This is a genomic window from Shewanella sp. 1180_01 (genome assembly GCF_052850535.1).
The window spans coordinates 171,279-195,413 of the sequence record NZ_VXCT01000001.1; the positions used below are offsets into that span (position 1 = coordinate 171,279).

Annotated in this window: 22 protein-coding genes; 14 read left to right on the forward strand and 8 right to left on the reverse strand. The window is 47.2% G+C overall.

The genetic code is table 11. The features are described 5' to 3' along the window. The first annotated feature begins 379 nt into the window (after positions 1-379). The 5 genes from FW758_RS00830 to FW758_RS00850 all read left to right on the forward strand — a co-directional run bounded on the left by FW758_RS00830 (position 380) and on the right by FW758_RS00850 (position 3,023). Complete coding sequence (locus tag FW758_RS00830; protein WP_006082495.1) at positions 380-850, forward strand: GNAT family N-acetyltransferase; 471 nt, start codon at positions 380-382, stop codon at positions 848-850. Positions 851-1,010: 160 nt separating this feature from the next. Next, positions 1,011-1,220: a DUF3820 family protein gene (locus FW758_RS00835; RefSeq protein ID WP_006082494.1), complete on the forward strand. Its 210-nt coding sequence runs from the start codon at positions 1,011-1,013 to the stop codon at positions 1,218-1,220. A 126-nt stretch (positions 1,221-1,346) separates the two neighbouring features. Then, complete coding sequence (locus tag FW758_RS00840) at positions 1,347-1,649, forward strand: hypothetical protein (protein ID WP_006082493.1); 303 nt, start codon at positions 1,347-1,349, stop codon at positions 1,647-1,649. Between the two features lie 172 nt (positions 1,650-1,821). Then, a complete protein-coding gene (locus FW758_RS00845; RefSeq protein ID WP_432341393.1) occupies positions 1,822-2,331 on the forward strand; it encodes a GNAT family N-acetyltransferase in 510 nt (169 codons plus the stop codon). 167 nt (positions 2,332-2,498) lie between these two features. After that, positions 2,499-3,023, forward strand: coding sequence for a GNAT family N-acetyltransferase (locus FW758_RS00850; RefSeq protein ID WP_347096682.1), 525 nt, complete (start codon positions 2,499-2,501; stop codon positions 3,021-3,023). A gap of 257 nt (positions 3,024-3,280) precedes the next feature. Here FW758_RS00850 and FW758_RS00855 read toward each other — a convergent pair whose 3' ends face one another. Both FW758_RS00855 and FW758_RS00860 read right to left on the reverse strand, forming a co-directional pair. After that, a complete protein-coding gene (locus tag FW758_RS00855) occupies positions 3,281-3,991 on the reverse strand; it encodes a pirin family protein (protein WP_347096681.1) in 711 nt (236 codons plus the stop codon). Positions 3,992-4,003: 12 nt separating this feature from the next. Further along, positions 4,004-4,447 (reverse strand): DoxX family protein, encoded by a 444-nt coding sequence (locus FW758_RS00860; protein WP_347096680.1) that lies wholly within the window; start codon positions 4,445-4,447, stop codon positions 4,004-4,006. A 231-nt stretch (positions 4,448-4,678) separates the two neighbouring features. On the opposite strand from FW758_RS00860, the gene FW758_RS00865 reads away from it, so the two are divergent. Further along, positions 4,679-5,572 (forward strand): LysR substrate-binding domain-containing protein, encoded by an 894-nt coding sequence (locus FW758_RS00865; protein ID WP_446444377.1) that lies wholly within the window; start codon positions 4,679-4,681, stop codon positions 5,570-5,572. Positions 5,573-5,657: 85 nt separating this feature from the next. Here the strand turns inward: FW758_RS00865 and FW758_RS00870 are convergent, their stop codons facing one another. Beyond that, positions 5,658-7,403, reverse strand: coding sequence for a bifunctional metallophosphatase/5'-nucleotidase (locus FW758_RS00870; RefSeq protein ID WP_446444378.1), 1,746 nt, complete (start codon positions 7,401-7,403; stop codon positions 5,658-5,660). Positions 7,404-7,547: 144 nt separating this feature from the next. Beyond that, positions 7,548-8,639 (reverse strand): CNNM domain-containing protein, encoded by a 1,092-nt coding sequence (locus FW758_RS00875; RefSeq protein WP_006085682.1) that lies wholly within the window; start codon positions 8,637-8,639, stop codon positions 7,548-7,550. A 150-nt stretch (positions 8,640-8,789) separates the two neighbouring features. On the opposite strand from FW758_RS00875, the gene FW758_RS00880 reads away from it, so the two are divergent. From FW758_RS00880 to der, 8 genes are all read left to right on the forward strand, one after another. Continuing rightward, entirely contained in the window at positions 8,790-9,911 is a 1,122-nt protein-coding gene (locus FW758_RS00880) for a bifunctional tRNA (adenosine(37)-C2)-methyltransferase TrmG/ribosomal RNA large subunit methyltransferase RlmN (RefSeq protein ID WP_006082485.1), read from the forward strand. Between the two features lie 32 nt (positions 9,912-9,943). Next, positions 9,944-10,732 carry a type IV pilus biogenesis/stability protein PilW gene (gene pilW / locus FW758_RS00885; protein ID WP_006082484.1) on the forward strand — a complete coding sequence of 263 codons (789 nt, stop codon included), beginning with the start codon at positions 9,944-9,946 and terminating at the stop codon, positions 10,730-10,732. Continuing rightward, complete coding sequence (locus FW758_RS00890) at positions 10,729-11,799, forward strand: RodZ domain-containing protein (protein ID WP_259513592.1); 1,071 nt, start codon at positions 10,729-10,731, stop codon at positions 11,797-11,799. Before pilW ends, FW758_RS00890 begins: the two co-directional genes overlap by 4 nt. A 48-nt stretch (positions 11,800-11,847) precedes the next feature. Then, positions 11,848-12,963, forward strand: a complete 1,116-nt coding sequence (ispG, locus tag FW758_RS00895; RefSeq protein WP_006082482.1) for a flavodoxin-dependent (E)-4-hydroxy-3-methylbut-2-enyl-diphosphate synthase — start codon at positions 11,848-11,850, stop codon at positions 12,961-12,963. Positions 12,964-13,108: 145 nt separating this feature from the next. Beyond that, on the forward strand, positions 13,109-14,389 hold the full coding sequence (hisS, locus tag FW758_RS00900) for a histidine--tRNA ligase (RefSeq protein ID WP_006082481.1): 1,281 nt from the start codon (positions 13,109-13,111) through the stop codon (positions 14,387-14,389). Between the two features lie 24 nt (positions 14,390-14,413). Next, the gene (locus FW758_RS00905; protein ID WP_107402303.1) at positions 14,414-15,034 is read left to right on the forward strand and encodes a tetratricopeptide repeat protein; all 621 of its coding nucleotides are present in this window, start codon (positions 14,414-14,416) and stop codon (positions 15,032-15,034) included. Between the two features lie 11 nt (positions 15,035-15,045). Next, positions 15,046-16,233 carry an outer membrane protein assembly factor BamB gene (bamB, locus tag FW758_RS00910; protein ID WP_259562155.1) on the forward strand — a complete coding sequence of 396 codons (1,188 nt, stop codon included), beginning with the start codon at positions 15,046-15,048 and terminating at the stop codon, positions 16,231-16,233. Positions 16,234-16,312: 79 nt separating this feature from the next. Next, entirely contained in the window at positions 16,313-17,779 is a 1,467-nt protein-coding gene (gene der, locus FW758_RS00915) for a ribosome biogenesis GTPase Der (RefSeq protein WP_006082478.1), read from the forward strand. Between the two features lie 248 nt (positions 17,780-18,027). Here the strand turns inward: der and FW758_RS00920 are convergent, their stop codons facing one another. From FW758_RS00920 to FW758_RS00935, 4 genes are all read right to left on the reverse strand, one after another. Further along, positions 18,028-21,150, reverse strand: a complete 3,123-nt coding sequence (locus FW758_RS00920; protein ID WP_446444379.1) for an NAD(P)-binding protein — start codon at positions 21,148-21,150, stop codon at positions 18,028-18,030. A gap of 236 nt (positions 21,151-21,386) precedes the next feature. After that, positions 21,387-21,548 (reverse strand): hypothetical protein, encoded by a 162-nt coding sequence (locus tag FW758_RS00925; protein WP_006080915.1) that lies wholly within the window; start codon positions 21,546-21,548, stop codon positions 21,387-21,389. Positions 21,549-21,836: 288 nt separating this feature from the next. Further along, entirely contained in the window at positions 21,837-23,228 is a 1,392-nt protein-coding gene (locus tag FW758_RS00930) for an RsmB/NOP family class I SAM-dependent RNA methyltransferase (RefSeq protein ID WP_446444380.1), read from the reverse strand. Between the two features lie 237 nt (positions 23,229-23,465). Further along, positions 23,466-24,134 carry a glutathione S-transferase family protein gene (locus FW758_RS00935; protein ID WP_446444381.1) on the reverse strand — a complete coding sequence of 223 codons (669 nt, stop codon included), beginning with the start codon at positions 24,132-24,134 and terminating at the stop codon, positions 23,466-23,468. Position 24,135: the final 1 nt, after the last annotated feature.

The following is a 24,135-nucleotide window of genomic DNA, read 5'->3' on the forward strand; positions in this document are numbered from 1 at the left end:
CATCTTTTTCTGTCAGCATCTGGTCATGCGCCGTTAATTTGACGAGCAACAGGTGAGGAGCGATGTATTAATGTGATTTTTTATCTTATTGTTTTTAAATGGTTTAATGTATTTTGTTCCGACTTGCAGGCTTATTTATTGTAATCGATGGCTATGCACAGGATGTGAGTTCTGGTTTTTTATTTCTCTATCGGTATAAATGTTAATTTTATATTGCTAAATGTTATTAGCAAATCAGTGTAAAGAATCGGCTTCTCAGTCGAAAGTGGTCTTGTTTGGTGAGGTGCTTGTCATCAAAATGCCAAATGCTGGCTTTATCATCTCTATAGACTGCCGTCTAAATCGCTTGAAATTTCAACCATGAGAGAAGGGACGCCAAATGGATATCAAAACTATTATGCCTATTAAGTTTGAACTCGTTGAAACCGCACCGTTATTCCATGAACTCCTCAATTTGCGTAGCACTGTGGGCCGCCCTTCTATCGGCGTTGAGCTTGCGGATGTACAGGCACTGTTCTGGGTCTCTATCCGATTGAGTGACAATGCTGAAATGGAGCATGCTGGCGCGGGAGTCGCTAAGTCTAATCTGTTAGCAACGGCGTGTGTTTACGGCAATAAGCCTGGGCATTTGGCCATTGAGGATTTTATCGTGTTGCCTGAATACCAATCCTATGGACTGGCGAAGATCATGCTTGAGCGAGTGATGGACTTTGTCGATGGACACGCAAGTTCTGGGACTTGTATCAGTATTACCGCCCATGGCGAGTCTGAGCGTTTATGCAGTGAATATGGTTTTCAATATGCGCCATGCGCTAACTTAGGGCCAAATCTATTAAAGATTGTCGCTTAGGGTTCTGCGTGGAGCATTTTGTGCGTCGATGATGCCAACTTGGCCTTTGAGTGTCGGGTCACTTTTGTGTGCGTTTTTGTATAAGCTAACGGCGACATTGATTGGCTTATGTTGTAGCATCCGTGGGATTATCGGGACGACCTGCACGAGATAACAATCTATGGATCAGCAACTACTCATCGACGCTGTAAATCAAAAAATGCCCTTTGGTAAGTACGCTGGGCGTAAGTTACTCGAATTACCCGAACCTTATTTGGTGTGGTTCCATAAGCAAGGTTTCCCTCAGGGAAAACTCGGTGAGCAATTAGCCCTAATGTACGAAATCAAGCTTAATGGTTTAGAAGGCATGCTAAAACCGCTGTTGAAATGAAGTTCCCGTCTTTGAAGAAAAATACTGCTTTTGCGATAAGTGTTGTATTTCGTGATAGAGATTAGCGATTTATTGTTTTTAGCGTGCTTTAATGCAGCATATTAGCAAAACAAAAGGAACGCAGGCATGATGGCAAAATGGGTAAAATTAGCGGCGGTAGCGACTTTAGCGTTAGGCATGTCAAGTGCTTGGGCTCAGGGTGTCACCCACGAAGGTACTGTTGTTGATACGATGAACGGTGGTGGGTACACCTACGTACAAATTAAAGAAGCTGACACCACTTTTTGGGCTGCAGGTCCTCAAACTGAAGTGAGTAAAGGCGATAAAGTGGCTGTGGTTGAACAAATGTGGATGAACGAATTCACTAGCAAAACCTTAAACCGCACCTTTGATAAACTGTTATTTGTCGGTCAAATCGATAAGAAGTAACAGTGGTGAGTGCGCTAACCTGTGCGCCTCTTTAATTCAACGGCTTCGATACCTTCGAGGCCGTTTTTGTTTTTAGCCTTCAATGCCGCAAAATCTGAGTCTATCTCGATTAAGAGAAACGCGGCAAAATAGCGCTATTGCTAGAGGTAATTACTTAACAGAGAACACTTAAGTGACGGCGTTTGAACAGTTCGAGATCCAGCCTTATCAGTCATGTTATGCCCGTGAGGTGAGTGAGTTATGTCATCTTTGTGTGCATAACATCACCCATGCTCGTTATTCACAGGCGCAACTTTCTGCTTGGTCTGCGGCGCCAAGATCGGCTAAACATTGGGATTTGCGCTTAAACCGCTCAAAGGCGTGGGTGGTATTAGCCAAAAATGTAGCGACAGCTTCTTCAATTTGCTGCGGTTTTATCAATGTCGAAACCCATTTTGCCCACCAAGGTTATGTAGATAGCTTATATATCCATCCAGATTATCAAGCTAAGGGATTGGGTGAGCGTGCCTATCGTGTTTTAGAAGCGTGGGCTAAGGCGCAAGGCTATGCGCGCTTGAGTGTGGACGCCTCTTATCTCTCTAAAGGGTTATTTACCCGTATGGGATTCATTCAAATACAGCGCAGTTATCAGCAAAAACTAGGGCAAGTGATCCCGGGCTTCTATATGGAAAAGAATATTTAACGTTTGCTTACTAGGGTTTCAACCAAAAAGTGATGTAAGGTATTCCACAGTAAAACATTAGCTTAACGCCGTTGAGTGACACGATTTAAGTTAAATCAGCACTATTTAACTTAAATTAGAATACGGTTAATCTTAAGCGATTAACAATTCAAGATGGAGGGCAGAGAATGAAGATCCGACTATTTACGCCATCGGATGTCTCGCAGCTGGCGGCGATCTTTGAGGCGAGTGTAATGCAAGGCTCTGGCGAGTTTTACTCGTTTGCCGAGCGCTCTGCTTGGGCTTATATCGAAGGTGAGATCCGCAGTGAGAACTATTGGCTCGAACGCTTAAAGGGCACCACGATTTGGGTTGCTGAAGCGGATAACATGCTGGTGGGATTTATCAATCTTAAGATAGGTGCCGACAGTGATGTTGAAGCCGCTGCCGAAGTGGAATGTCTGTTCGTTCATCCCGAATATGCCCGTTCTGGGGTGGCCACCTCTTTGTATTTTGCGTTGTTTGAAGAAGTTAAAATTTTAGCACTGAAACGATTAACGGTTGAAGCATCCTATCTCGCGCGACCTTTTTTTGAAAAACAGGGATTTCGCAGCATTCGCCGTAATGAACATAAGCGTTTTTTGAATGCGTCGGATAAAGCACAGGGCCAAGCCCAAGTGTTGGTCAATTTCAGCATGACACTCGCGCTTTAACTCAGCTTATCAAAGTGCGGGTCTGGTTCGCTCAACGAGGCCGTTAGCACTGCTTTTATAACATAGCTTTATAACATGGCCATCAAAACGCCAATAAAAAACACTGCCAAAGATGACTTGTGGCAGTGCTGCTAGGTGAGTGCTTATCAAGCTGGTATGTAATCACTTGCTCAACCGTTTGCTCAAGGACTTACTTAATTGTTTACTCAATCGTTAAGCGGTTTTACTGAGTGGTTCAGTTAAGCCATTCGCTCGTATTACGCGTTAGCCGACAAGTCGAATACTAGTGCGGTGACTTGTCCGCTTGTTGCCGTAAAGTCGACACTGGCGAGTTGGGTCAGATGTGCGCCGTCCCCCGCCGTGAGTGTTGTGCCATTGATATCCAGCGTACCTTCAATCAATTGAACATACAGATGACGACTCGCTTGTTCGGCGGTTCTGCCCATCGTTATTTTCTCGCCTTCGCTTAATACTAAACGATATAAGGTCGCATCCTGTTGGACTTTGAGCGTGCCATTTTCACCGTTTGGTGTCACCACAGCCGTCAGTGGTGAGCTCTGCTCGAATGCCTTTTGCTGATAGCCCGCATCTATGCCTAAGGTATCTGGGCGGATCCAAATCTGTAAAAAGTGTAGCGGCTCAGTATTAGAAGCATTGAACTCGCTGTGGTAAATGCCTTTACCCGCCGACATCAATTGAAACTCACCTGCGGGTAAGGTTTTGATATTACCGAAACTATCTTTATGGGCGATAGTGCCAGATATCACGTAACTTATGATCTCCATATCTTTATGACCATGGGTATCAAAACCTGCGCCGGGCGTTACTCTGTCATCGTTGATGACTCTTAGGGATGAAATCCCCATGTGCTCTGGGTCATAGTAGCTAGAGAAAGAGAAGGTATGTTGACTCTTTAGCCAGCCTAAATCAGCTTGACCGCGGTCCTGTGCTTTTCTTAATGTAATCATCTTGCTTCCCCTTTATTTGATGCGGTTAGCGAATAGGTTATCGATAGCGAACTTACCGGCACCTGAAACCGCCAATGACACTGTGGCTGCTAGTAGGGCGAGACCAAATTCGTAACCGTTGTTGGCAAGGAACAGACCGTTGCCTATGTGTACTGAGAAAATCGCTATTATCATAGTGAATGACAATATGAGGGCAGTTGGGCGAGTCAGCAGGCCGAGCAACAGGAATAGGCCGCCGAAGAATTCACTTGAACCTGCCATCAGTGCCATTAAGTAACCTGGCGTTAGACCTATGGATGCCATCCATTGTCCAGTGCCTTCTAAGCCGTAACCACCAAACCAACCAAACAGTTTTTGTGAACCATGGGCGATTAAGATAATCCCGATAGGAATACGTAGTGCCAGTGGGGCAAGACTAGGGGCTGATTTGAGTGTTTTTGCGATGAGTGCTTTCATGGGGCATTCCTTATTTCAAATTATTTAACAAGTGTTTAAGTGTGTTGTTCAATCAGTCTTAACTCAGTTTTTAAATCTGTTCTAACTTAACTTTACTCAGTATCTACATCCGATTTCGGCAGTGAGTTCCGTAGAACCTCTCCATTGCTAAGCAGTGTAGACTTGACCTTTGGCAAAGAAAATCGGAACATTTTCAATGTCTACTTCAAATAATTTGAATATGAGGTTTTTATGTTGCCATCTATTAGTCTCGATGGATTAATCGTGCTCGATACCATTGATAAGAAAGGCAGTTTTTCCGCAGCGGCTGAGTCCTTGTTCCGAGTGCCGTCGGCGCTGACCTACACAGTGCAGAAACTGGAAAGCGATTTAGGCACAAAATTATTTGAACGTAAGGGCCAACGCGCCGAACTGACCTTAGTCGGTCAACTTGTGCTGCGCCAAGGTCGAGAAATCCTTTCGGCAACGTCTAGGCTCGAAGAAGCGGTGCGTCAACTCGAGACCGGCTGGGAGTCTTCGTTAACCTTAGCAATTGATACTGTCGTGCCGGATTTACCCCTATTGCAGTTGATCGGGGAATTTACTGAGCTGGGTAAGCAAGTGACGGTGAACATCAGTGAAGAGTCCTTAGGTGGCGGCTGGGATGCACTCTATTCGGGCCGTGCCGATATTGCCATCGGCGTAACGGGTGAACTGCCAAAAGGTCAATATCATGTGGTCGAAATCGGTGAATTGGAGTTTGTGTTTGCCTTAAATCCTGCCCACCCATTGGCGCAACATGCGGGTCCTATTCCGACCGAGGCATTGTTGCAATTCCCTTCCATTGTGGTGGCAGACAGTTCGACTGCCTTGGCGCAGCGTTCGAGCGGCCTATTTGATAGTCGTCAGGTGATCCGGGTGCCGAACATGCAGACCAAGATTAAGGCGCAGCAATTGGGACTCGGCGTAGGCTACATTCCAAAACACTTGATTTTAGATGCGTTGACGGCGGGAAGCTTAGTGGCTTGTCATGTGGAAATGCCGCGCCCACCCCAAGCTGTGTTTATGGCGTGGCGCAAAGACGCGCAGGGCAAGGCGCAGGATTGGTTTACTGCGCGTTTACCGCAATGTGATTGGCAATTTTAAGCTCAGGTTTGTTTAGCGCTTTGTAAGCAGCCACTCACTTTGCTCCTCACTGCATCAATGTTGACGCCATGAGGAGCATTGGCACTTAACCCATACGTTGGCTGTGGCTGGTGTAATGCACGTGCTGTGACAGTAAATCAGACAGATTCGGTGAGCGATTTAAGAATCGAATAAAGGCCTGTGGCAACGTCAGAGACTCCATCGACTCCTGCCAGCGAGCTTGCAGCAATGGATGATAGCCTTCCTTACCCGCAGCTGTGTAAGACGTCGATACCCCGACATACAGTGACTCAGGCTCAACGGGATACCAAAGAGATTGGCTGTCCTGCTGCATCATCTCCAATCTAAATAAACGCTCGCCCAGTGGACGGCGGCCATCGTAGTAATACCGTAAGCCGTAGGTGTAAGGGAAGCTACCCGCACCAGTGCCACGGACGCTGTTGTTGGTCGCCGCGTTAATCGCCGATTCGAGCGCTTGATAGAGGAACTGGCCTTGAATTTCATACTTAACCAGCGGTAATTCGAAGGGCAGCAATTGCCCCATCACATCCGCCAGCGTCAACTGGCCTTGGGCCACCGACTGGCGTACACCGCCGGCATTATGCAGGGCAAAGTTCACCCTAGGATCGACAAGCTTAGCTTCTTGGAACATGCTGCGACTGACCCAAGGCGCAATTTCACTGCCGTGGGGCAGGGCCTTAGAGGGCAGGCGCGTATGGACTAAGTTTTTTGGCACCAGTGCTAAGACTTTGTTCTCCATATCCGCGATGGCGGGTTTATAGATGTCTCGGATCACGCCATCAATATCGGCATCGGCATCATCCCAAAGGACATTCGGGTGCTGACTGAGCTGTTGGCGCACCGCTTGGTAATCTTGATTATCCACAGCTGTGTTAGCACTTAAGATAAAGTGTTGATCCAGCATGAAATAGTTGCCACCCTTTAAATTCAGCACTTTCCCTTCAGCATCAAACGTTATCTCGGCTAAGCCGACGACTTCGGCATATTTACCCGCATGCACTATCGGCGTGTTGTTGATGACTTCACCGTAGGGCAGGTTGCTCAAACCTAAGGCGCGAAAATCGCCCTGTAGCGTATGCGTGTGACCGCCTACGATCAGGCTAATACCATCGACTTCGGCCGCGAGGCGCTTATCCTGATCTAAGCCTAAGTGGCTGAGCACGATAATATGTTTGATGCCTTGATTTTTAAGGTGCTCAACCGTGCGTGCGGTTGTCGCTATAGCATCGACAAAATGAGTGTCAGGATCGGGGCGAGCGATCTCTTTCATTTGATCTAAGGTAATGCCGACAATGGCTAACGTCTTATCGTGGAAAGGTTTAAGCAGGTATTTCGCGCGTTTTTGCTGGTGATCATAATCCAAGATATTAGGCAAACCGCGCAGACAACCGGGTTTGTTGAGATCTTCTTGGCTTAAATCCATGTTGCCCGCAAGCAATGGGAAATCAATCTGCTTAGCAAACTCGGCAAGTCTGGCGTTACCTTCATCGATATCGTGGTTGCCAATGACCATAGCATCGGGCGCTAACAGATTGAGTAAGTGGGCGTTGGCCTTGCCTTTAAAATGGCTGAAATAAAGCGTGCCTTGGAAGCTGTCACCACCGTGCAGGAAAATAAACGGCGTATCGGTTTGTGCGGCGGCTTGACGTGCCTTAGTGATGTGATGGCCGATGCGGGCATAACCACCGCTATGGCTGGTTACATCAAACTTATGCTGGCCGATGTTAAGGTTAAATTGGACGCGGCTGGGTTCAAAATTCGAATGGGTGTCATTGATGTGCGCGAGTGAGAGTGTGTAACCCTGTGTCATAACTTACCTCTATTACGGCGGGTGAGTATATACCCAAGCGACCTCAAAATGCGAGGCTCAGAGGGTTCTGAGTCATTTGCATTCTAAAAGAATAAAGGGAGCTAGGCTCCCTTTATATTAACAAGCACTAAACTTGCTTAGCCTTCAGCCGGATTTGGCTTCGTCATCATCGGATGCGGCTTCAAAATCACCGTCATCGGATAGGCGAATGCCTTTTTGCTTCATGCGCTTAGTCCAAAGTTTACGTGCTAATTGCTGCATATCGGTCGCGGGATCGTTTAAATCGACAATCTCTAATCCTAACATAGATTCGATAATATCTTCTTGAGTCACGATACCTTGGCTACTGCCGTACTCGTCGACCACCATAGCAATTTGGGTGTTACGCTTAATCATACGCTCAAAAAGTGGCAGAATTTTTGCGGTTTCAGGCACCACAAATAAACTCCGTTTAAGCTCACCAATTGGCGCTTCTGGCGTGTAACGCTCAGCCAACAACACATCGGTGCGGGTAATGTAACCAATCACATCATCATGATCTTGGTCGTACACGGGAATACGGGTAAAAGGTTTGTCGCGGTATTGACGCACAAACTCATTTTGAGTCAGATCAACTGGCAGCGAGAACATCACAGTGCGCGGCGTCATGATTGCCGTAACGGGCATATCACGTACCTTGAGCATTTGTGTCAGAATTTTTGACTCTTGCTCATCAAGCTCACCGGATTCATGGCCGATTTTGGCCATCGCGCTCATTTCTTGGCGGATATAATGGCCTTCATCACCTTTGCCCATCAAACGAGTGACTTGCTGCGACATCCAGATCAGCGGTCTAGTGACACGCTTCATCCACATCACGGCAACAGACACGCTCGGTGCGAGGCGACGCCAATGGTTGGCACCTAATGATTTAGGAATAATTTCTGAGAAGAACAGAATAATAAAGGTCAATACGCCCGAGAAAACACCCAACATATCGTCACCAAATACTTTCGCTGCTTGCGCACCCGCAACGGCGGCGCCGACGGTATGGGCGATAGTATTCAACGTAAGGATTGACACCAATGGGGCTTCGACATTTTCTTTCAGTTTACGCAAGCGCGCGGCTGCGGCACTGTCAGTTTGTTCGAGTGATGCGATATAACTTGGGGTAACCGATAGCAGAACAGCTTCGAACACACTGCACAGAAAAGAAACTCCGACAGCGACAAGCACTATAATGATGAGGGTTAACATATAGGTGGAATTACAACTCCGTATTTTAGGCCAACATTAGCCCGTGGAGATTCTAGCATAGGTTAATTGAGTTACTGGCTAAAATTTATTTGCGTCTGTATAATTCGCCGCCCTGTTACAGGATCCGGTTTTGGTGTTGAGGTTAGCTATATGAGTGAAAAGAAGATCAATTTATTAGACCTTGATCGTAAGGCGATGCGCGCATTATTTGCGGACATGGGAGAGAAACCCTTTCGTGCCGATCAGCTCATGAAATGGCTATATCATTTCGGTGTCAGTGACTTCGAAGAGATGACCAACATCAACAAAGTGTTACGTCAAAAATTGGCGGCACGCTGCGAGATCGTTGCGCCAGAAATCTCGAGTTTCCAAAAATCGACCGATGGGACCATTAAATTCGCGATCAACGTTGGTCAAGGCCAAGAAGTGGAAACGGTTTATATTCCTGAGGATGACCGCGCGACCTTGTGTGTTTCATCCCAAGTGGGTTGTGCCCTCGAATGTACTTTCTGCTCAACGGGTCAGCAAGGGTTTAACCGTAACTTAACGGTTTCTGAAATCGTCGGCCAAATTTGGCGTGTATCGCACTTTTTAGGTTTTGCTAAAGACACGGGCGAGCGTCCTATCACTAACGTAGTGATGATGGGCATGGGCGAGCCATTGCTCAACCTAGCCAATGTGATCCCAGCAATGGACATCATGCTCGATGATTTTGGTTTTAGCTTATCAAAACGCCGCGTGACCTTATCAACATCAGGCGTAGTGCCTGCGTTAGATAAACTGGGCGATGCCATTGATGTGGCACTTGCCGTCAGTATCCATGCGCCAAATGATGAGCTGCGTGACATTCTGGTCCCAATCAATAAAAAATATCCGCTGGATGAGTTTTTAGCGGGTATTCGTCGTTATATCGCTAAATCTAATGCAAACCGTGGACGCGTGACGGTTGAATACGTGATGCTAGATCACATCAACGACAGCACAGATCAAGCCCATGAGTTAGCTAAGTTGATGAAAGATACACCTTGTAAGGTAAATCTTATCCCATTTAACCCGTATCCTGGCTCGCCTTACGGCCGTTCGTCTAACTCACGTATCGACCGTTTTTCTAAGGTGCTTATGGAGTACGGTTTTACAGTGATCGTGCGTAAAACCCGTGGTGACGATATTGATGCCGCCTGTGGTCAGTTAGCTGGGGATATTCGCGATAGAACGAAACGTTTAGCAAAAAAACGCATGCAAGAAAACCAGATTTCAGTCACAATGAATTAACTCTTTGTTTGCACAGATTTATAGGCTTGCCCATGAAGCATGGATTGCCAAGGTTTTCGTTGATTTTAACCCTGTCATTATTGATGACAGGGTGCGTCACTGAGCGTACTTATACTGGGACAGATATTCCTGTTTCGGAACGAAAGTTAGACAAAGTAGCCGCCGCGCGCGAGCGTTTGCAGCTCGGCTTAACCTATTTAAATCGAGGTAACTCGGAACAAGCCAAATACAATCTTGATAAAGCATTAGAATATGCTCCAGAGCTCGAAGATGTACATACTGCTTTGGCTTATTACTATCAAACCGTGGGCGATCTAGTACGTACCGAAGAGTCGTACATGAATGCCATTAGTACCAAGGACGCCTCTGGCGATTCCATGAATAATTTCGGGGTGTTTTTGTGTCAACAAAAGCAATACGACAAAGCTGAAAAAATGTTTTTGGCCGCAATCGAGATGCCTAAATATACGCGAACGGCCTCAAGCTACGAGAACTTAGGTCTCTGTAGCCGTGAAGCAGGACAAGCAGAAAAGGCACGACAGTATTTTCAGATGGCGTTAAAGTATGACCCGAGAAGATCGGTGTCATTGCTGGAGATGGCAGAGTTAGAAGTCGACCAAGGTGATTTTATTCAGGCGCGAAACCAATTAGCGCGATATCACCAAGTGGCTGAGCAAACTCCAGAAAGTTTAGCGCTCGGAATCAAAATAGAGCAGGCAGTGAATGATGATGCCGCTGTGAAGAGATTTGGTATTTTATTGCTTGCCAAATTCCCAGCATCACCTCAGGCCAAGCAATACAGAGTTAATTTGCATCAATGAAAGATCATGAAACCAATGCGCCAGTTGAGTCGGTAGCTCCGCAATCAGTCGCGCTAGATGTAACGCTTGGAACCTTATTAAAAGACGCCCGTGAAAAAATGGGCCTTAGCATTCAAGATGCGGCGGTTAAACTGCATCTACGTCCTCGCATTATTGAAGACATTGAAGCTGACAACTTTACCAATATCGCTTCATCCACTTATGTTCGTGGTTATGTGAAAAACTATGCCCGTATGGTCAGTGCCGATGCGGCCTTGATTGAAGCGTGTTTAGTGCGGCAAGTGCCGGTGGTGACTGAGCCAGCGATGCAAAGCTTTTCACGTAAGACGACATACCAAGCTAGCGATACACGTTTAACTTGGCTGAGTATTTTTATCGTTATTGTGTTACTCGGCTCGTTAGTCGTCTGGTGGATGCAAAAAACGACCTTGTTAAGCACTATCGATGTGTCACAGCCTACGGCCGAAGAGGTCGCTGCGGTCAATCAAACGCTGCCCGGTGACGTGCTATTGACCGAAACCGATGCCAGCCAGCAATTGACTGAAATAGCGGCTAACGGCTCTATGTCAATCGATGGTCCGATTAAAGATACCGATGCCAGTACTATCGACGTGAGCACTGGGCCTACTGACAACAATTATCCTCAAACGGCGGATTCGAGCAATGAAGATGGTGGCTCAGCTATCGCTGCCACCACTGGGCCGCAAACTGCCGCGACTGTAGCTCAACAACCTGTTGCTCAACAGCCAGTTGCCACCGCAACGCCTTCACCCGCCTCAACATCGCCAGCCACCTCAGTCAACACTCTGGTTGCTGTTGCTGGACAATCGATTATTGATGTTCAGTTAACCGGTGATTGCTGGATAAACATTGTCGATGCTAAAGGCAAAGCCTTAGTCGATGGTGTGAAAGGCGCCGGCGCTGCTGTACAAGTGAGCGGTGTGCCACCGTTTAAAATTATTTTAGGGGCGCCCCATGTGGCGACCTTAAGCTTAGATGGTCAAATGGTTAGCTTAGCGGATTTCCCCAAGGGACGTGTCGCACGTTTAACCTTGCCGAGAGCCTAACGACCGCGTAATGATCTGCAGCACGTACCGAAATAGAGCGTATTAAGCATGTATAATGAAACTCCCATAAAAAGACGTCCTTCCACCCGCATCTATGTGGGTAATGTACCGATTGGTGATGGGGCGCCGATTGCCGTTCAGTCAATGACCAATACTAAGACCACAGACGTTGAAGCGACTATCGCTCAAATTCGTGCCTTGGAAAAAGTCGGTGCCGACATAGTACGTGTCTCAGTACCGACTATGGATGCGGCTGAAGCTTTTAAACTCATTAAGCAAGCGGTCAACGTGCCTTTAGTGGCCGACATCCATTTCGATTATCGCATTGCCTTAAAAGTTGCTGAGTATGGTGTCGATTGCTTGCGTATTAATCCGGGCAATATTGGCAATGAAGAGCGTATTCGCAGCGTGGTTGAATGCGCCCGTGACCACAATATTCCCATCCGTATTGGGGTGAATGGCGGTTCATTAGAGAAAGATCTGATGGACAAGTACAAAGAGCCCACGCCACAAGCATTGCTCGAATCAGCTATGCGCCATGTGGACATTCTGGACAGATTGAACTTCGACCAATTCAAGGTCAGCGTGAAAGCCTCCGACGTGTTTTTAGCGGTTGAATCCTATCGTTTATTGGCAAAGCAAATTCGTCAACCCTTGCATTTGGGTATTACTGAAGCGGGCGGCGCACGAGCGGGTTCAGTTAAATCGGCAGTGGGTTTAGGCATGTTATTGGCCGAAGGTATCGGTGATACCTTGCGTATTTCCCTTGCCGCCGATCCAGTCGAAGAAATCAAAGTCGGTTTTGACATTTTAAAGTCGCTGCGGATCCGTAGCCGCGGGATTAACTTCATCGCCTGCCCATCTTGCTCTCGTCAAGAGTTTGATGTAATAAGCACAGTCAATGAGTTAGAACGTCGCCTCGAAGACGTGACTACCGCCATGGATGTGTCTATTATCGGCTGCGTAGTGAACGGTCCAGGCGAAGCCTTAGTGTCGCACATCGGGTTAACCGGCGGACACAATAAGAGCGGATATTACGACGAGGGCGAACGTCAAAAAGAACGTTTTGATAACGACAACATTGTCGATTCCCTCGAAGCGAAAATTCGCGCTAAGGCCAGTCAAATGGCGAACCGGATTCAAATAAAAGACACAACTGAGTAATATGCATCTGCATTTGGGCATAGATTACGCCTAATGATTTTGAGCTAGGCCCCGAAACCGACGGGGTCGTTTTACGTTTTACGTTCAAAAGCCTATAATGCGTGACATTTTTTATTAATTTAGCTAAATCGGACGAGTCGATACAGTGGCAAAACAGATCCAAGCGATTCGCGGAATGAATGACATTCTGCCAACTCAAAGTCCTCTATGGCAAAAAGTGGAAGCGGTACTACGTTCGAGCGTCAGTGCTTACGGTTACAGCGAAATCCGCACTCCAATAGTGGAAAATACCGATCTCTTTAAACGCTCTATCGGTGAAGTGACTGATATTGTTGAAAAAGAAATGTATACCTTCGCAGATAATAACGGTGACAGCTTAACGCTGCGCCCAGAAGGTACGGCATCGACAGTGCGTGCGGGTAACGAAAACGGTCTGTTGTATAACCAAGAACAACGTCTTTGGTACATGGGTCCTATGTTCCGCCACGAGCGTCCACAAAAAGGCCGTTATCGCCAATTTAACCAATTTGGCGTGGAAGTGTATGGCATAGGCACGGCGGATATTGATGCTGAAGTCTTGATGCTATCGGCACGCCTGTGGGAAAAACTCGGTATTAGCGATCACGTATCGTTAGAGCTGAACACCTTAGGCGATCCTGCTGAGCGCGCGGTTTACCGTGATGCCTTGATTGCGTTTTTAGAACAGCATAAAGATGCGCTCGATGAAGACAGCAAGCGTCGCATGTACAGCAATCCGCTGCGAGTATTGGATTCAAAAGACCAAAATGTCCAAGCTATTTTGGCTGGTGCACCTGAGTTGATGGATTTCCTCGGTGAAGAATCGAAGACACATTTTTCACAATTGCGTGAACTACTTGACGCAGTGGGTATCAAATACACCATTAATCCGCGCCTTGTTCGTGGTTTAGATTACTATAATCGCACTGTATTTGAATGGGTTACATCGAGTTTAGGCTCGCAAGGTACAGTACTTGCGGGTGGTCGCTACGATGGCTTAGTTGCCCAATTAGGCGGGAAAGATACCCCAGCGGTGGGTTTCGCTATGGGCTTAGAGCGCATTGTCTTGCTGCTTGAAACCTTAGAGCTAAACAAAGATATTCCGTCAGAAGTGGATGTGTATGTCACTGCCATGGGCGATAGCTGTCTGGTTGAAGCGATCAAAATAGCGCAGGAATTACGCAGCGCGCTGCCAAACCTTAAAGTGATGAGTCACTGCGGTGGCGGCAACGTGAAGAAACAAATGAAACGTGCCGACAAAAGCGGTGCGAGTGTGGCGTTACTGATAGGCGAAGATGAACTTGCCGAAGGTATGGTGACGGTTAAACATTTACGCAATGACATCGAACAACAACGGGTAGCTCGAAGTGCCTTAGGCGCATTTTTAGCTGAACTGGCCATTAAGTAATAGATCATATAAGGGGACGTGCGCGTGGAAATTTATAGCACAGAAGAACAACAAGTTGATGCTATCAAGCAGTTCTGGAAAGATTACGGAAATTCAATTTTAATCGGTGCCGTCGTAGGTTTAGGCGGCCTGTATGCGTGGAATTATTATTCTGACGTTAAAGTGGCCCAAGCGGAAGAAGCCTCAAAAGCCTTCCACGAGTTGACCACTAAATCAAGCGACGAAGCTGCAATGCTTGCGGGCGTCGCCGAGTTTTCTAAAAGTCATGATCAAAAGGGCTATCAAGCGCTGTTAGAACTAATCGTGGCAAAAACTGCGGTAGAAGCCAAGGATTATCCTAAAGCAATCGAAGCCTTGAACAAGGTTATTGCGGCTAAGCCAGGTGCTGGTTTAGATGTGATTGCAACTTTACGTGTAGCCCGAATCCAAGCCGAACAAGGTCAAATTGACGCCGCTCTGGCGACCTTAGATCAAGTCACAGATAAAGCCTTCTTCGCCCAGCGCGATGAATTAAAAGGTGATTTCTTAGTACGTCAAGGTGAAGTTGAGAAAGCGAAAACAGCTTATCAAGCTGCCATGGACAATGGTGGTGTGGTGACAAGCCCAGCGCTTAAAATCAAACTTGATAGCCTAAATCAGGCATAAGGGATCCCTTGATGAAGTCTTGGTGCAAAAACCTGCTAGCCGCCGGATTAAGTCTGGCCATGTTATCCGCCTGTTCGTCGAGCGATGTTGAAGACGAGCCTGTCAGTGAGTTAACTGCCATTCAGGCGACAGTGTTCCCTGAAGTAAGTTGGAGCGCCTCTGTCGGTGATGGTGTGGGTGATTATTATTCTCGCCTCGCTCCCGCAGTCCGTTATGGAAAAATCTTTGCTGCCGATCGTTATGGCGAAGTCACCGCGTTTGATGAAGCGACTGGTGAGCGCGTTTGGACTAAAGATTTCAGCGAAGAATTTCGTGATAACGCGTTAGCAAAAAACAAAGGTGCGCGTATTGCCGCCGGCGTGACTGCTGCGCGTAATAAAGTCTTTTTAGGTGGTGAAAGCGGGCTGTTAGCTGCGCTGAACGCCGAAGATGGCCAAGTGTTATGGCATGTGGTTGCGGGCGGTGAATTATTGTCTGCACCAACGGTTGCCGATGACGTCGTGGTTGTCAGCACCAGCTCAGGTTCACTCGAAGCCTTTAACGTCGATACTGGCGCTAAGTTATGGGTGTATGAAATGCAACTGCCGAATCTGACCCTGCGCGGTACCGGTTCTGCAGCTTATGAAGCGGGTGGTTTCTTCATCGGTACTGCCGATGGCAAAGTGGCTGTTGTGATTAAAAACAATGGTCAAGCTGCATGGGAACAGGCGATTTACAATCCAACTGGCGGTAACGAGTTTACGCGTATGGCCGACGTAGATATGACGCCGCTGATCCTTGGCGACAACTTATATGCGGTGAGCTACAACGGTAACTTAGTGTCGATGGAACTGCGCACGGGTCGAGTCGTGTGGACACGTAAGTATTCTAGCTTTAACGAGTTAGCATCAGCGGGCTTAAGCTTGTTCGTCGTTGACGACCACAGCCGTATCTACTCAGTTGATAAACGTAACGGTTTAGAGCTGTGGAGCAACTCTGAGTTAGCTAACCGCACTCTGACGTCACCAGCTGTGTATAAAGACTATTTAGTTGTGGGTGATTTCGAAGGTTATTTACACTTCATCGATCGCAGTACAGGGACGATTGTGGGTCGTGTCCAAGTGGACAGCTCTGGATTATACAGCCAGCCATTAGTGGTTGACGATAAAATCTATGTTCAAGGTCGCAGTGGAAAGTTAGCTGTTGTAACACTTCCATAGTTAAAAGTGTTATCCTTGTAGAGCCCCTGGAAGTGTGTTCCGGGGGCTTTTTATTGAAAAGTTTTTTAGAGGCAAAATCATGATCCCTGTAGTGGCCCTTGTTGGTCGGCCGAACGTCGGTAAATCCACCCTATTTAATCGCCTTACGCGCACGCGTGATGCGCTGGTTGCTGACTTTCCTGGCCTAACACGTGACCGTAAATATGGTCGAGCATTCTTATCCGGCTATGAGTTCATTGTGGTCGATACCGGCGGTATCGATGGCACTGAAGAAGGGATCGAGACGAAAATGGCTGAGCAATCCCTTGCCGCCATTGAAGAAGCCGATGTTGTTCTATTTATGACTGATGCGCGCGCCGGTTTAACTGCTGCGGATCTGTCGATTGCACAGCACTTACGTAGCCGTGAAAAAACCACTTTCGTGGTTGCAAACAAAGTTGACGGTATCGATGCCGATTCGGCCTGTGCTGAGTTTTGGTCTTTAGGTCTAGGTGAAGTTTACCAAATGGCGGCGTCTCAAGGACGCGGCGTGACCAACATGATCGAATACGCATTGACACCTTATGCCGAAGCTATGGGCATAGTGCGTCAAGGCGAAGACGAAGTTACTGAAGAGCGTGAATATACCGAAGAAGAAGCGGAAGCTGAGCAAAAGCGCCTGCAAGATTTGCCTATTAAGCTGGCGATCATCGGTAAACCTAACGTCGGTAAGTCAACCCTGACTAATCGTATTCTAGGTGAAGAGCGCGTTGTGGTATTTGATGAACCCGGCACGACCCGTGACAGTATTTACATTCCAATGGAACGTGAAGGTCGCGAGTATGTGATTATCGATACCGCGGGTGTTCGTCGCCGCAGTAAAGTACATCAAGTCATTGAGAAATTCTCAGTGATCAAAACCTTGAAAGCGGTTGAAGATGCTAACGTGGTGTTGCTTATCATCGATGCCCGTGAAGGTATCGCCGAGCAAGATTTGGGTCTGTTAGGTTTCGCACTCAATGCGGGTCGCGCTTTAGTTATTGCCGTCAACAAGTGGGATGGTATCGACCAAGGTATTAAAGATCGCGTTAAGAGCGAGCTTGACCGTCGTCTTGGCTTTATCGACTTTGCCCGTATTCACTTTATTTCGGCGCTGCACGGTACAGGTGTTGGCCATTTATTTGAATCGATTGAAGAAGCGTACGACAGTGCTACGCGCCGCGTCAGTACTTCTATGCTGACACGTATCATGCAAATGTCGCAGGACGATCACCAGCCGCCATTAGTGAATGGTCGCCGAGTGAAGCTTAAATACGCTCACGCCGGTGGTTATAATCCGCCAATCGTGGTCATTCACGGTAACCAAGTGAGTAGACTGCCAGACTCGTATAAGCGCTACATGATGAACTACTTCCGTCGTTCATTGAAAGTGGTGGGTACGCCAATCCAGCTACGTTTCCAAGAGGGTGATAACCCATTTGAAAACAAGACTGAGAAGTTGACTATGAGCCAAGAGCGTCGCCGCAAGCGCGCACAAAGCCATATAAAAGACAGAAAAACCAAATAGTGTTTTTTACTAGACACATTTGAAACAAAAGGAACCTTAGGGTTCCTTTTGTGTTTTAAAGCTATTTAATCGGGGTCTCCACCAATATCAATTTCCTCTGCAGAGTGGATTTTAATACTCTGTTTTTAGGTTAAATATTGCTTCAGATTAAGCATGAAACACACCTAGCTTTAATATCTTGAATATTTTAGGCAACGATCTGTTTCGGTTGTTTTGTTGGGGTTAGCTTTGTATCGAATAAACATGAACTAGAAGTCTTTCTCGCCCTTTATCAACGCGGGATGACCCGATATGGCTTTTGAGGTGTGCATACCCGCCATCGTCGCGGCTTCGACGCAGCCCACATTGAGGCCTGTCTTTATCCAATCGCCCGTCATATACAAGTTATCTATCCCTGTTCCATCTGTTGTGATGCGATACTGCGAACTGTCCTTAACCGACAACACATAACGTTCGGATGGGTCCACATTTGCGCGCCAATATTGGCTATCGAAACGGGCAACGCCTTGACGGTCTTGTTCATCGTGAAGCCATTCCCAAGGGAAGCTATCACCGACATTTTGCCAAAGTTTATGGATTTCGGTATTGAGCTGGTGGATAGCACCGGCTTTAGCTTCTAAGGTTTTCCGTTGTTGAAAATCCACATCCGAGCTTGGTGGATAGGCTTCGACAGGCAATGCCGAGCAAAAGTAGCTGGCATTTTTAGGTTCTAAGCCGCGCCAATCTTCTTTGTCTAGCAGTTGGTTCATCGATGCCCAAGTATCGTAGGGTTCGGTGAAGCCCGATAATACTGGCTCCTCGCCATCTTCAGAGTAATTCGGCCAGCCTATTCCATTAAGATCTTGGTTCATCCACAGTTGATAGGCTTGAGTGGCAACGGTTTGCACCTTATCAACGCAAAGTGTGAGGGCTGGGCTTTGTGCCATCACTTCACTCGCCACATGGGGCACAGAACCGATGGAAAGACCGAAGATGACTTTGTCGAAATCCACACCTTTGACTAAGCGCTTTTTCGGCAGGGCTTTGCCAAAGTGCGTTTCATATACGCTGTCCCAATCGCTCCAGAAGTGTTCCAGATTGATATTATGGGCTTTAAGCAGCGCAGCTTGTTCAGGCTCAAGTTGCTCATAATTGGGCGTGCTCGGCCAGCAGGCGAGACCTTTCACATCGACCAAGGGATCGTAGCTTGTGACTGTCGGTGCCAAGGCAACTTGCTCGGTGATTTCAATCGCTTGAACGCTTTGATTGCGGCATTCGAGGTTATCGACGCGATTGAAGTAGTGGAAGTTGACACCTCGGCGTTTGAGCACTTCGTAGAAAGGCGTAAAGACCACATCGCCCATGCCGGCCTGCATTTTCCACATTACACCACCTTGATAGCACAGGGCGATACGAAGCATAGAGCGGATAATTGTCCCCGCCTCGACATTGGGTTTGTCGAAGTTGCCTTTTTCATAGGCGAAGACTAAGTCGTAAAAACCACGCACGGGTGCGCTGTCGACTGTGTACTTAAGACTGGCACCGTGTTTGGTTAGCCATTCGCGGTAATCATAACCATTAATGGCATCGAAGCCTTTTTCAAACACATCATCGGCAAACATGCCCTTGAGTATCGTAAGCCCCAGATCGGCGGCGATGTACAAGTGGCGCAGTTCGTCATTGTTATCTAAATGGCCGCTAAAGCGTTTGACGAGTCGTTTATGCAGGGCATCGACGGCCGATTCGACAAAGCCATCGTCACTTTCACTGTGGACGTGCTCATCGCACTCGCGGCCAATCATTTGATTGAAATGGCATTCGAGCTTATCGCCGAGCGCGTCGAGTGATTCTTTGGCATCTTCGACTGAATCTTCTAACTTATCTTTTAAGCGTTCAAACCAGCTGCTATCGAGCCAGTTTTTAGGTGTTCCCATGGCTTTTTCATCGGCATCAAGCAAGTCATCCATGTCCTTGAGCCATTCCTTTATCCACGCAAAGGCGACTTTAACGACTTTCCAGAAGGTGAGGGTTTCGGTGCCATCACCAGGGATGCCCGGTAGTGTAGGGAAAGTGATTGGCCAGCTTACCGAGCGGCCTTCGACTTCTTCCTGTAATACGATGAAGTTATGGGGTTTAAAGGCATCAAAAAAGGTCGCGAGCGGCGCTCCTTCTGACCTATCTAATTCTTCATACGCTTTACGCATTAGGGCAAACGCGTTTTGATAGAAACCAAACCAAATATGTAATCCATGTTCTTCAATACGTTGTCCCATTGCAGCATTGCGGCCGCTTGCCCCTTTGCCACCGATACGCCAGCCGAGTTGATAGACATCAATCTCATATTGATTCTGCCAGCCGGGTTTGTCGGTCAGATAACAGGCTGCGGTCATCGCCGCGACACCGCCACCGAGAATGGCGATTTTCTGTTTTTTGATTTCGGAGTTATCGACTAAAACTTCACCGGGTGGCACTTCAAAATCAAAGTTCACATGGTAAGGCAGTAAGACATGTTGCTCGCCAATCTCGACCCCGAGCGTGTCCTGTAACGGGAAGCTGGCATTATCAAAAATGGTCGCGACAAAATCATTTTTGAGCAGGGCAACACTGTGTACTTTATTCACTTGGGCAGGTGCGGCGACGATGGCCTGATAAACGGCTTTTTGCCCTGATGAGTCGGGGAACTGCTTTAGAAATACTTGATCGATGGCGGGTTTAAATAACAGATGAAACAGCTGCTCTTCGCCGAGCTGGTCGAGGTCTGGGATGAAATCGGTTTGTTCTTTAAAGAGTTGCCAGGTTTGGGTTATCGCTTCAAGGGTGGAAAGCTGCGCCTCGGGTTTGGCATCGCAATTCACTTCAATCAATGGATGCAGGGCGAGTTCAGTTTCTGGCGAAAAATGTAAAAAACTTTTGGCAGCAAGGGATAATCGCGTCAGAGGCTCACCCACAGCTGGCATAGTGTATTCACATAAATATTTAGGATAACCAAAGAGTTCGCGGCCATTAATTAAGGCCATGGCATCGTTCACCCAAATGTGGAGCGGCTGAAAATAGACTTGGCTGATTTGTGTGCTGTCGCTGCTATCTTGGCGCCCGACCATGACCCAAGTGATGATGTCCGTTTCTTGGATCCAACCTTTGGCTCTGTCTTCTGGATACGCGGAGTAGGCTTTTTCAATTTGAGTGAAGGTTGTCAGTACGTAGGGCGATAACACTTTAAAATACATTGCACTACCGGCAACTTGATTCAAGGTCTTATCGATAGAGCGTTGGAGATTTGCCTGTTTCCCCTTCAGAAAAAAACCGTACATATCGGCTTTATTTAACACTAAGGGGGAGTGCATCAACATACTGCCTTTGGGATAAATAAAGTCGGGGCGCTGTTTTTCCATGGCGTTCATCCTTAAATTTCAGTGTAAGTCCAATGATTTGAAAGCTATAACCCAAAAAGCATAGGGCAAATAAGCTATTAAGCCCATTGATTTTACAATTGATTTATTAAGAATTTGAGAGGGGGTAACAGGATTGAGTAGCAAGTTGGATGTTATCCAACTTGCTCAGATTTGGCAGGTTCAGCACAGAACGAATTCGTTAAACAAACCCGTGGGGCTAGGGGACTTAGGTTCAGTTACTTCGATTTATTTTGGTAGAAATCCACCTCTGTATTATCGTCCGAGTAACGTCGCTTAGTATCCCTGCGGCGCTGTTTCACGCGTTTATTCTTTTGCTTACCTTTGACGTTATCGCCCCATGGCGCATCATCGTCGTCAAATTCATAGGAGTGTGACATGGTCAAAATTCCAAAAATACCTGTGCCATTCGCAGCACCCGATCTTTTTACCCAAAGGTGAGATGAAGCTAAAGCGAAATATTTCATCATTGATGGTGAAAAGTTTTGCCCAAGCGCCATATCTTGCCACTGAAGTGGACGTATCTGAGATTTTAACTGGAAGGATGTGGTTTATCTTGATGATAATAAAAGAGTAAATCTGATTTTAATCGTAAGACACAGTATACGATTGAACTTGGCGCCCAGAACGGAGGGCGCCAAGTTTTGATACAAAATAATGAGTTAGTGTTACTTGCTGCGGAGCATACGTGCGACGAACATGCCATCACTGTTGGCCTCAAAGGGCCACACGGTCAACATTTCTGTTTGTTCACCGCTAAAAGGATGGCGTATCGGCGTGAGCGTGAACTCTGGATGTTGCTGTAAAAACGCCGTTACCACGTCTTGGTTCTCGATGGGCGACAAGGAGCAAGTGGCGTAAACGAGGATGCCACCGGCCTTAACTGCGCGGCTACTGCGGCTTAAAATATCGAGCTGTAACGCGGCTTTATCGGCCACGGCTTCAACACCATCCAACCAACGCATATCAGGATTACGTCGCCAAGTGCCAGTACAACTGCACGGGGCATCGACTAACACACCGTCAAAATGATCCGCAGGCACGGGGAGGGCATCACTCTTCCAACGGGCCACACTAATGCCATTAAAGTGGGCTCTTTGGGCGCGCTTAGTGAGTTCTTCTAGGGCATTGGAGCGAATATCGGACGATATGATGCTGCCCGCAGATGACGTTTGGTTATCAGCAGCTTTAGCTAACATCAAAGAGCGCAGTTGCAGGGTTTTTCCGCCAGCACCACTACAAGCATCCCACCAATGGGCATCGGGTTCTGGCGCGCAAATTTGCCCTATGACCTGTGAAGCCAAATCTTGGATCTCGATGTTACCGTCTTTATACAGGGCTATTTCATTAAGATTCATACTCTTACTGCCAAGATTGATGGCATCGCTAAAGTAATGACCATAACTCGCTTCTATACCGAGCGCTTGCAGTTGTGTCGCTGCATCTTGACTCGTGATCCCTTGCGCGCGTCCCCAAATTGGCGGGCGACTAGACATAGCTGCAATTAATTGCGTTTGCTGCGCAGCATCAACAGGGCACACTTGCCAGAACCAGTCGGGTAATAAATCCTGTGCCTTAAACTCAGTCGCGGGAAATAAATGCTGTATCAGTGCCAGTTTGTCGTCGAGACTTTCAACGGCAAGTGCTTGAGCTTGCTGATAATCGATGGGCGATTGTGATAAGTCATGCCAAGCGTTGGCGATATCTTGCCAAGCATGGGCTTCCAATAGGGCACTGGCGCTTAGGCTGGCAAAATAAACGGCAGATTCTTGCTGATCGCCTAATCGCTGAAACCAACCCCACCAGCGAAACAGACTAAACAAGGATTCACGAATGACTTTACGATCCTTCGAGCCGTGTTTTTTATGTTCTCTAAAGTAATTTGCCAGAATACGATCGGCGGGCATTTTACTGCTTTGAATTTCATCAAATAATAGCTTAATTGTACTGGCGTAACTGAGCGCGCGTTTTTGCGCTGGAGTGCTTGCCTGAACATTTAACGCCGATGATGTGACTGAGTTGGATGCCATACCGGAAGAGAAGCTGCTTGGATTACCCATAAATTTAGCCTAGATCATGCTTCTGTTACGGCGCCTTATGTAAGGGACATAGCCGTAACAGAGGAGAAAAATAAGTGGCGCAGAGTGTAGCAGTTTTGCCCGATAACAGGCAGTAAAAAAGCCCCGAATTAGCAACTGCTAATGGGGCTTTTTTGGTTGAGTCACTGAGACTCATGGTGCATTCAGTACCTAACGGTTATTTGCAGGCTATTCGCGCAATGACCGTTTAGCAGATGACTATTTCGTCACCATCTTTTGGATTTGTTTAGCTCGTTCTTCATCACTCATTTCCACCGGTGGCGGCGTGATTATGCCTTTTTGGCACGCAGGTCTGAGCGCTAACTCATTTAACCAACTTTGCAAATGGGTCAAACCTTCCATATTGATGCCGCTCCACTCGTGGATACGTACCCAAGGCCAAGTGGCAATGTCGGCAATCGTGTATTCGTCACCTGCAAGGTATTGATTTGTGGCGAGTTGAGTATTCATTACTTCAAATAAACGTCGACCTTCTTTTTGATAACGGTCAATGGCTGCGGGGATTTTTTCTGGGAAGTATCGGAAGAATACGTTTGCCTGTCCCATCATGGGTCCGACGCCGCTCATTTGGAACATTAACCATTGGATCACCTGTGAGCGCTTTTTAGGATCGGCTGGCAGGAATTTGCCTGTTTTCTCGGCGAGATACAGCAGAATTGCACCGGATTCGAATACCATAAAATCTTCGTTGTCGCGGTCGATAATGGCGGGAATTCGGCCATTTGGATTAATGGCAATAAACTCAGGCTGTTTTTGCTCGTTGGTGCTGAAATCTAGCTTGTGGACGCGATACTCTAGCCCCATTTCTTCCAGTGCGATGGAGATTTTAAAACCGTTAGGGGTCGCGGCTGTGTATAAATCTATCATG

Coding starts and splice junctions, on each gene's coding strand:
- FW758_RS00830 (WP_006082495.1), top strand. CDS start 380: ATGGATATCAAAACTATTATGCCTATTAAGTTTGAACTCGTTGAAACC.
- FW758_RS00835 (WP_006082494.1), top strand. CDS start 1,011: ATGGATCAGCAACTACTCATCGACGCTGTAAATCAAAAAATGCCCTTT.
- FW758_RS00840 (WP_006082493.1), top strand. CDS start 1,347: ATGATGGCAAAATGGGTAAAATTAGCGGCGGTAGCGACTTTAGCGTTA.
- FW758_RS00850 (WP_347096682.1), top strand. CDS start 2,499: ATGAAGATCCGACTATTTACGCCATCGGATGTCTCGCAGCTGGCGGCG.
- FW758_RS00855 (WP_347096681.1), bottom strand. CDS start 3,991: ATGATTACATTAAGAAAAGCACAGGACCGCGGTCAAGCTGATTTAGGC.
- FW758_RS00860 (WP_347096680.1), bottom strand. CDS start 4,447: ATGAAAGCACTCATCGCAAAAACACTCAAATCAGCCCCTAGTCTTGCC.
- FW758_RS00865 (WP_446444377.1), top strand. CDS start 4,679: ATGTTGCCATCTATTAGTCTCGATGGATTAATCGTGCTCGATACCATT.
- FW758_RS00870 (WP_446444378.1), bottom strand. CDS start 7,403: ATGACACAGGGTTACACACTCTCACTCGCGCACATCAATGACACCCAT.
- FW758_RS00875 (WP_006085682.1), bottom strand. CDS start 8,639: ATGTTAACCCTCATCATTATAGTGCTTGTCGCTGTCGGAGTTTCTTTT.
- FW758_RS00880 (WP_006082485.1), top strand. CDS start 8,790: ATGAGTGAAAAGAAGATCAATTTATTAGACCTTGATCGTAAGGCGATG.
- pilW (WP_006082484.1), top strand. CDS start 9,944: ATGAAGCATGGATTGCCAAGGTTTTCGTTGATTTTAACCCTGTCATTA.
- FW758_RS00890 (WP_259513592.1), top strand. CDS start 10,729: ATGAAAGATCATGAAACCAATGCGCCAGTTGAGTCGGTAGCTCCGCAA.
- ispG (WP_006082482.1), top strand. CDS start 11,848: ATGTATAATGAAACTCCCATAAAAAGACGTCCTTCCACCCGCATCTAT.
- bamB (WP_259562155.1), top strand. CDS start 15,046: ATGAAGTCTTGGTGCAAAAACCTGCTAGCCGCCGGATTAAGTCTGGCC.
- der (WP_006082478.1), top strand. CDS start 16,313: ATGATCCCTGTAGTGGCCCTTGTTGGTCGGCCGAACGTCGGTAAATCC.
- FW758_RS00920 (WP_446444379.1), bottom strand. CDS start 21,150: ATGGAAAAACAGCGCCCCGACTTTATTTATCCCAAAGGCAGTATGTTG.
- FW758_RS00925 (WP_006080915.1), bottom strand. CDS start 21,548: ATGTCACACTCCTATGAATTTGACGACGATGATGCGCCATGGGGCGAT.
- FW758_RS00930 (WP_446444380.1), bottom strand. CDS start 23,228: ATGGGTAATCCAAGCAGCTTCTCTTCCGGTATGGCATCCAACTCAGTC.
- FW758_RS00935 (WP_446444381.1), bottom strand. CDS start 24,134: ATGATAGATTTATACACAGCCGCGACCCCTAACGGTTTTAAAATCTCC.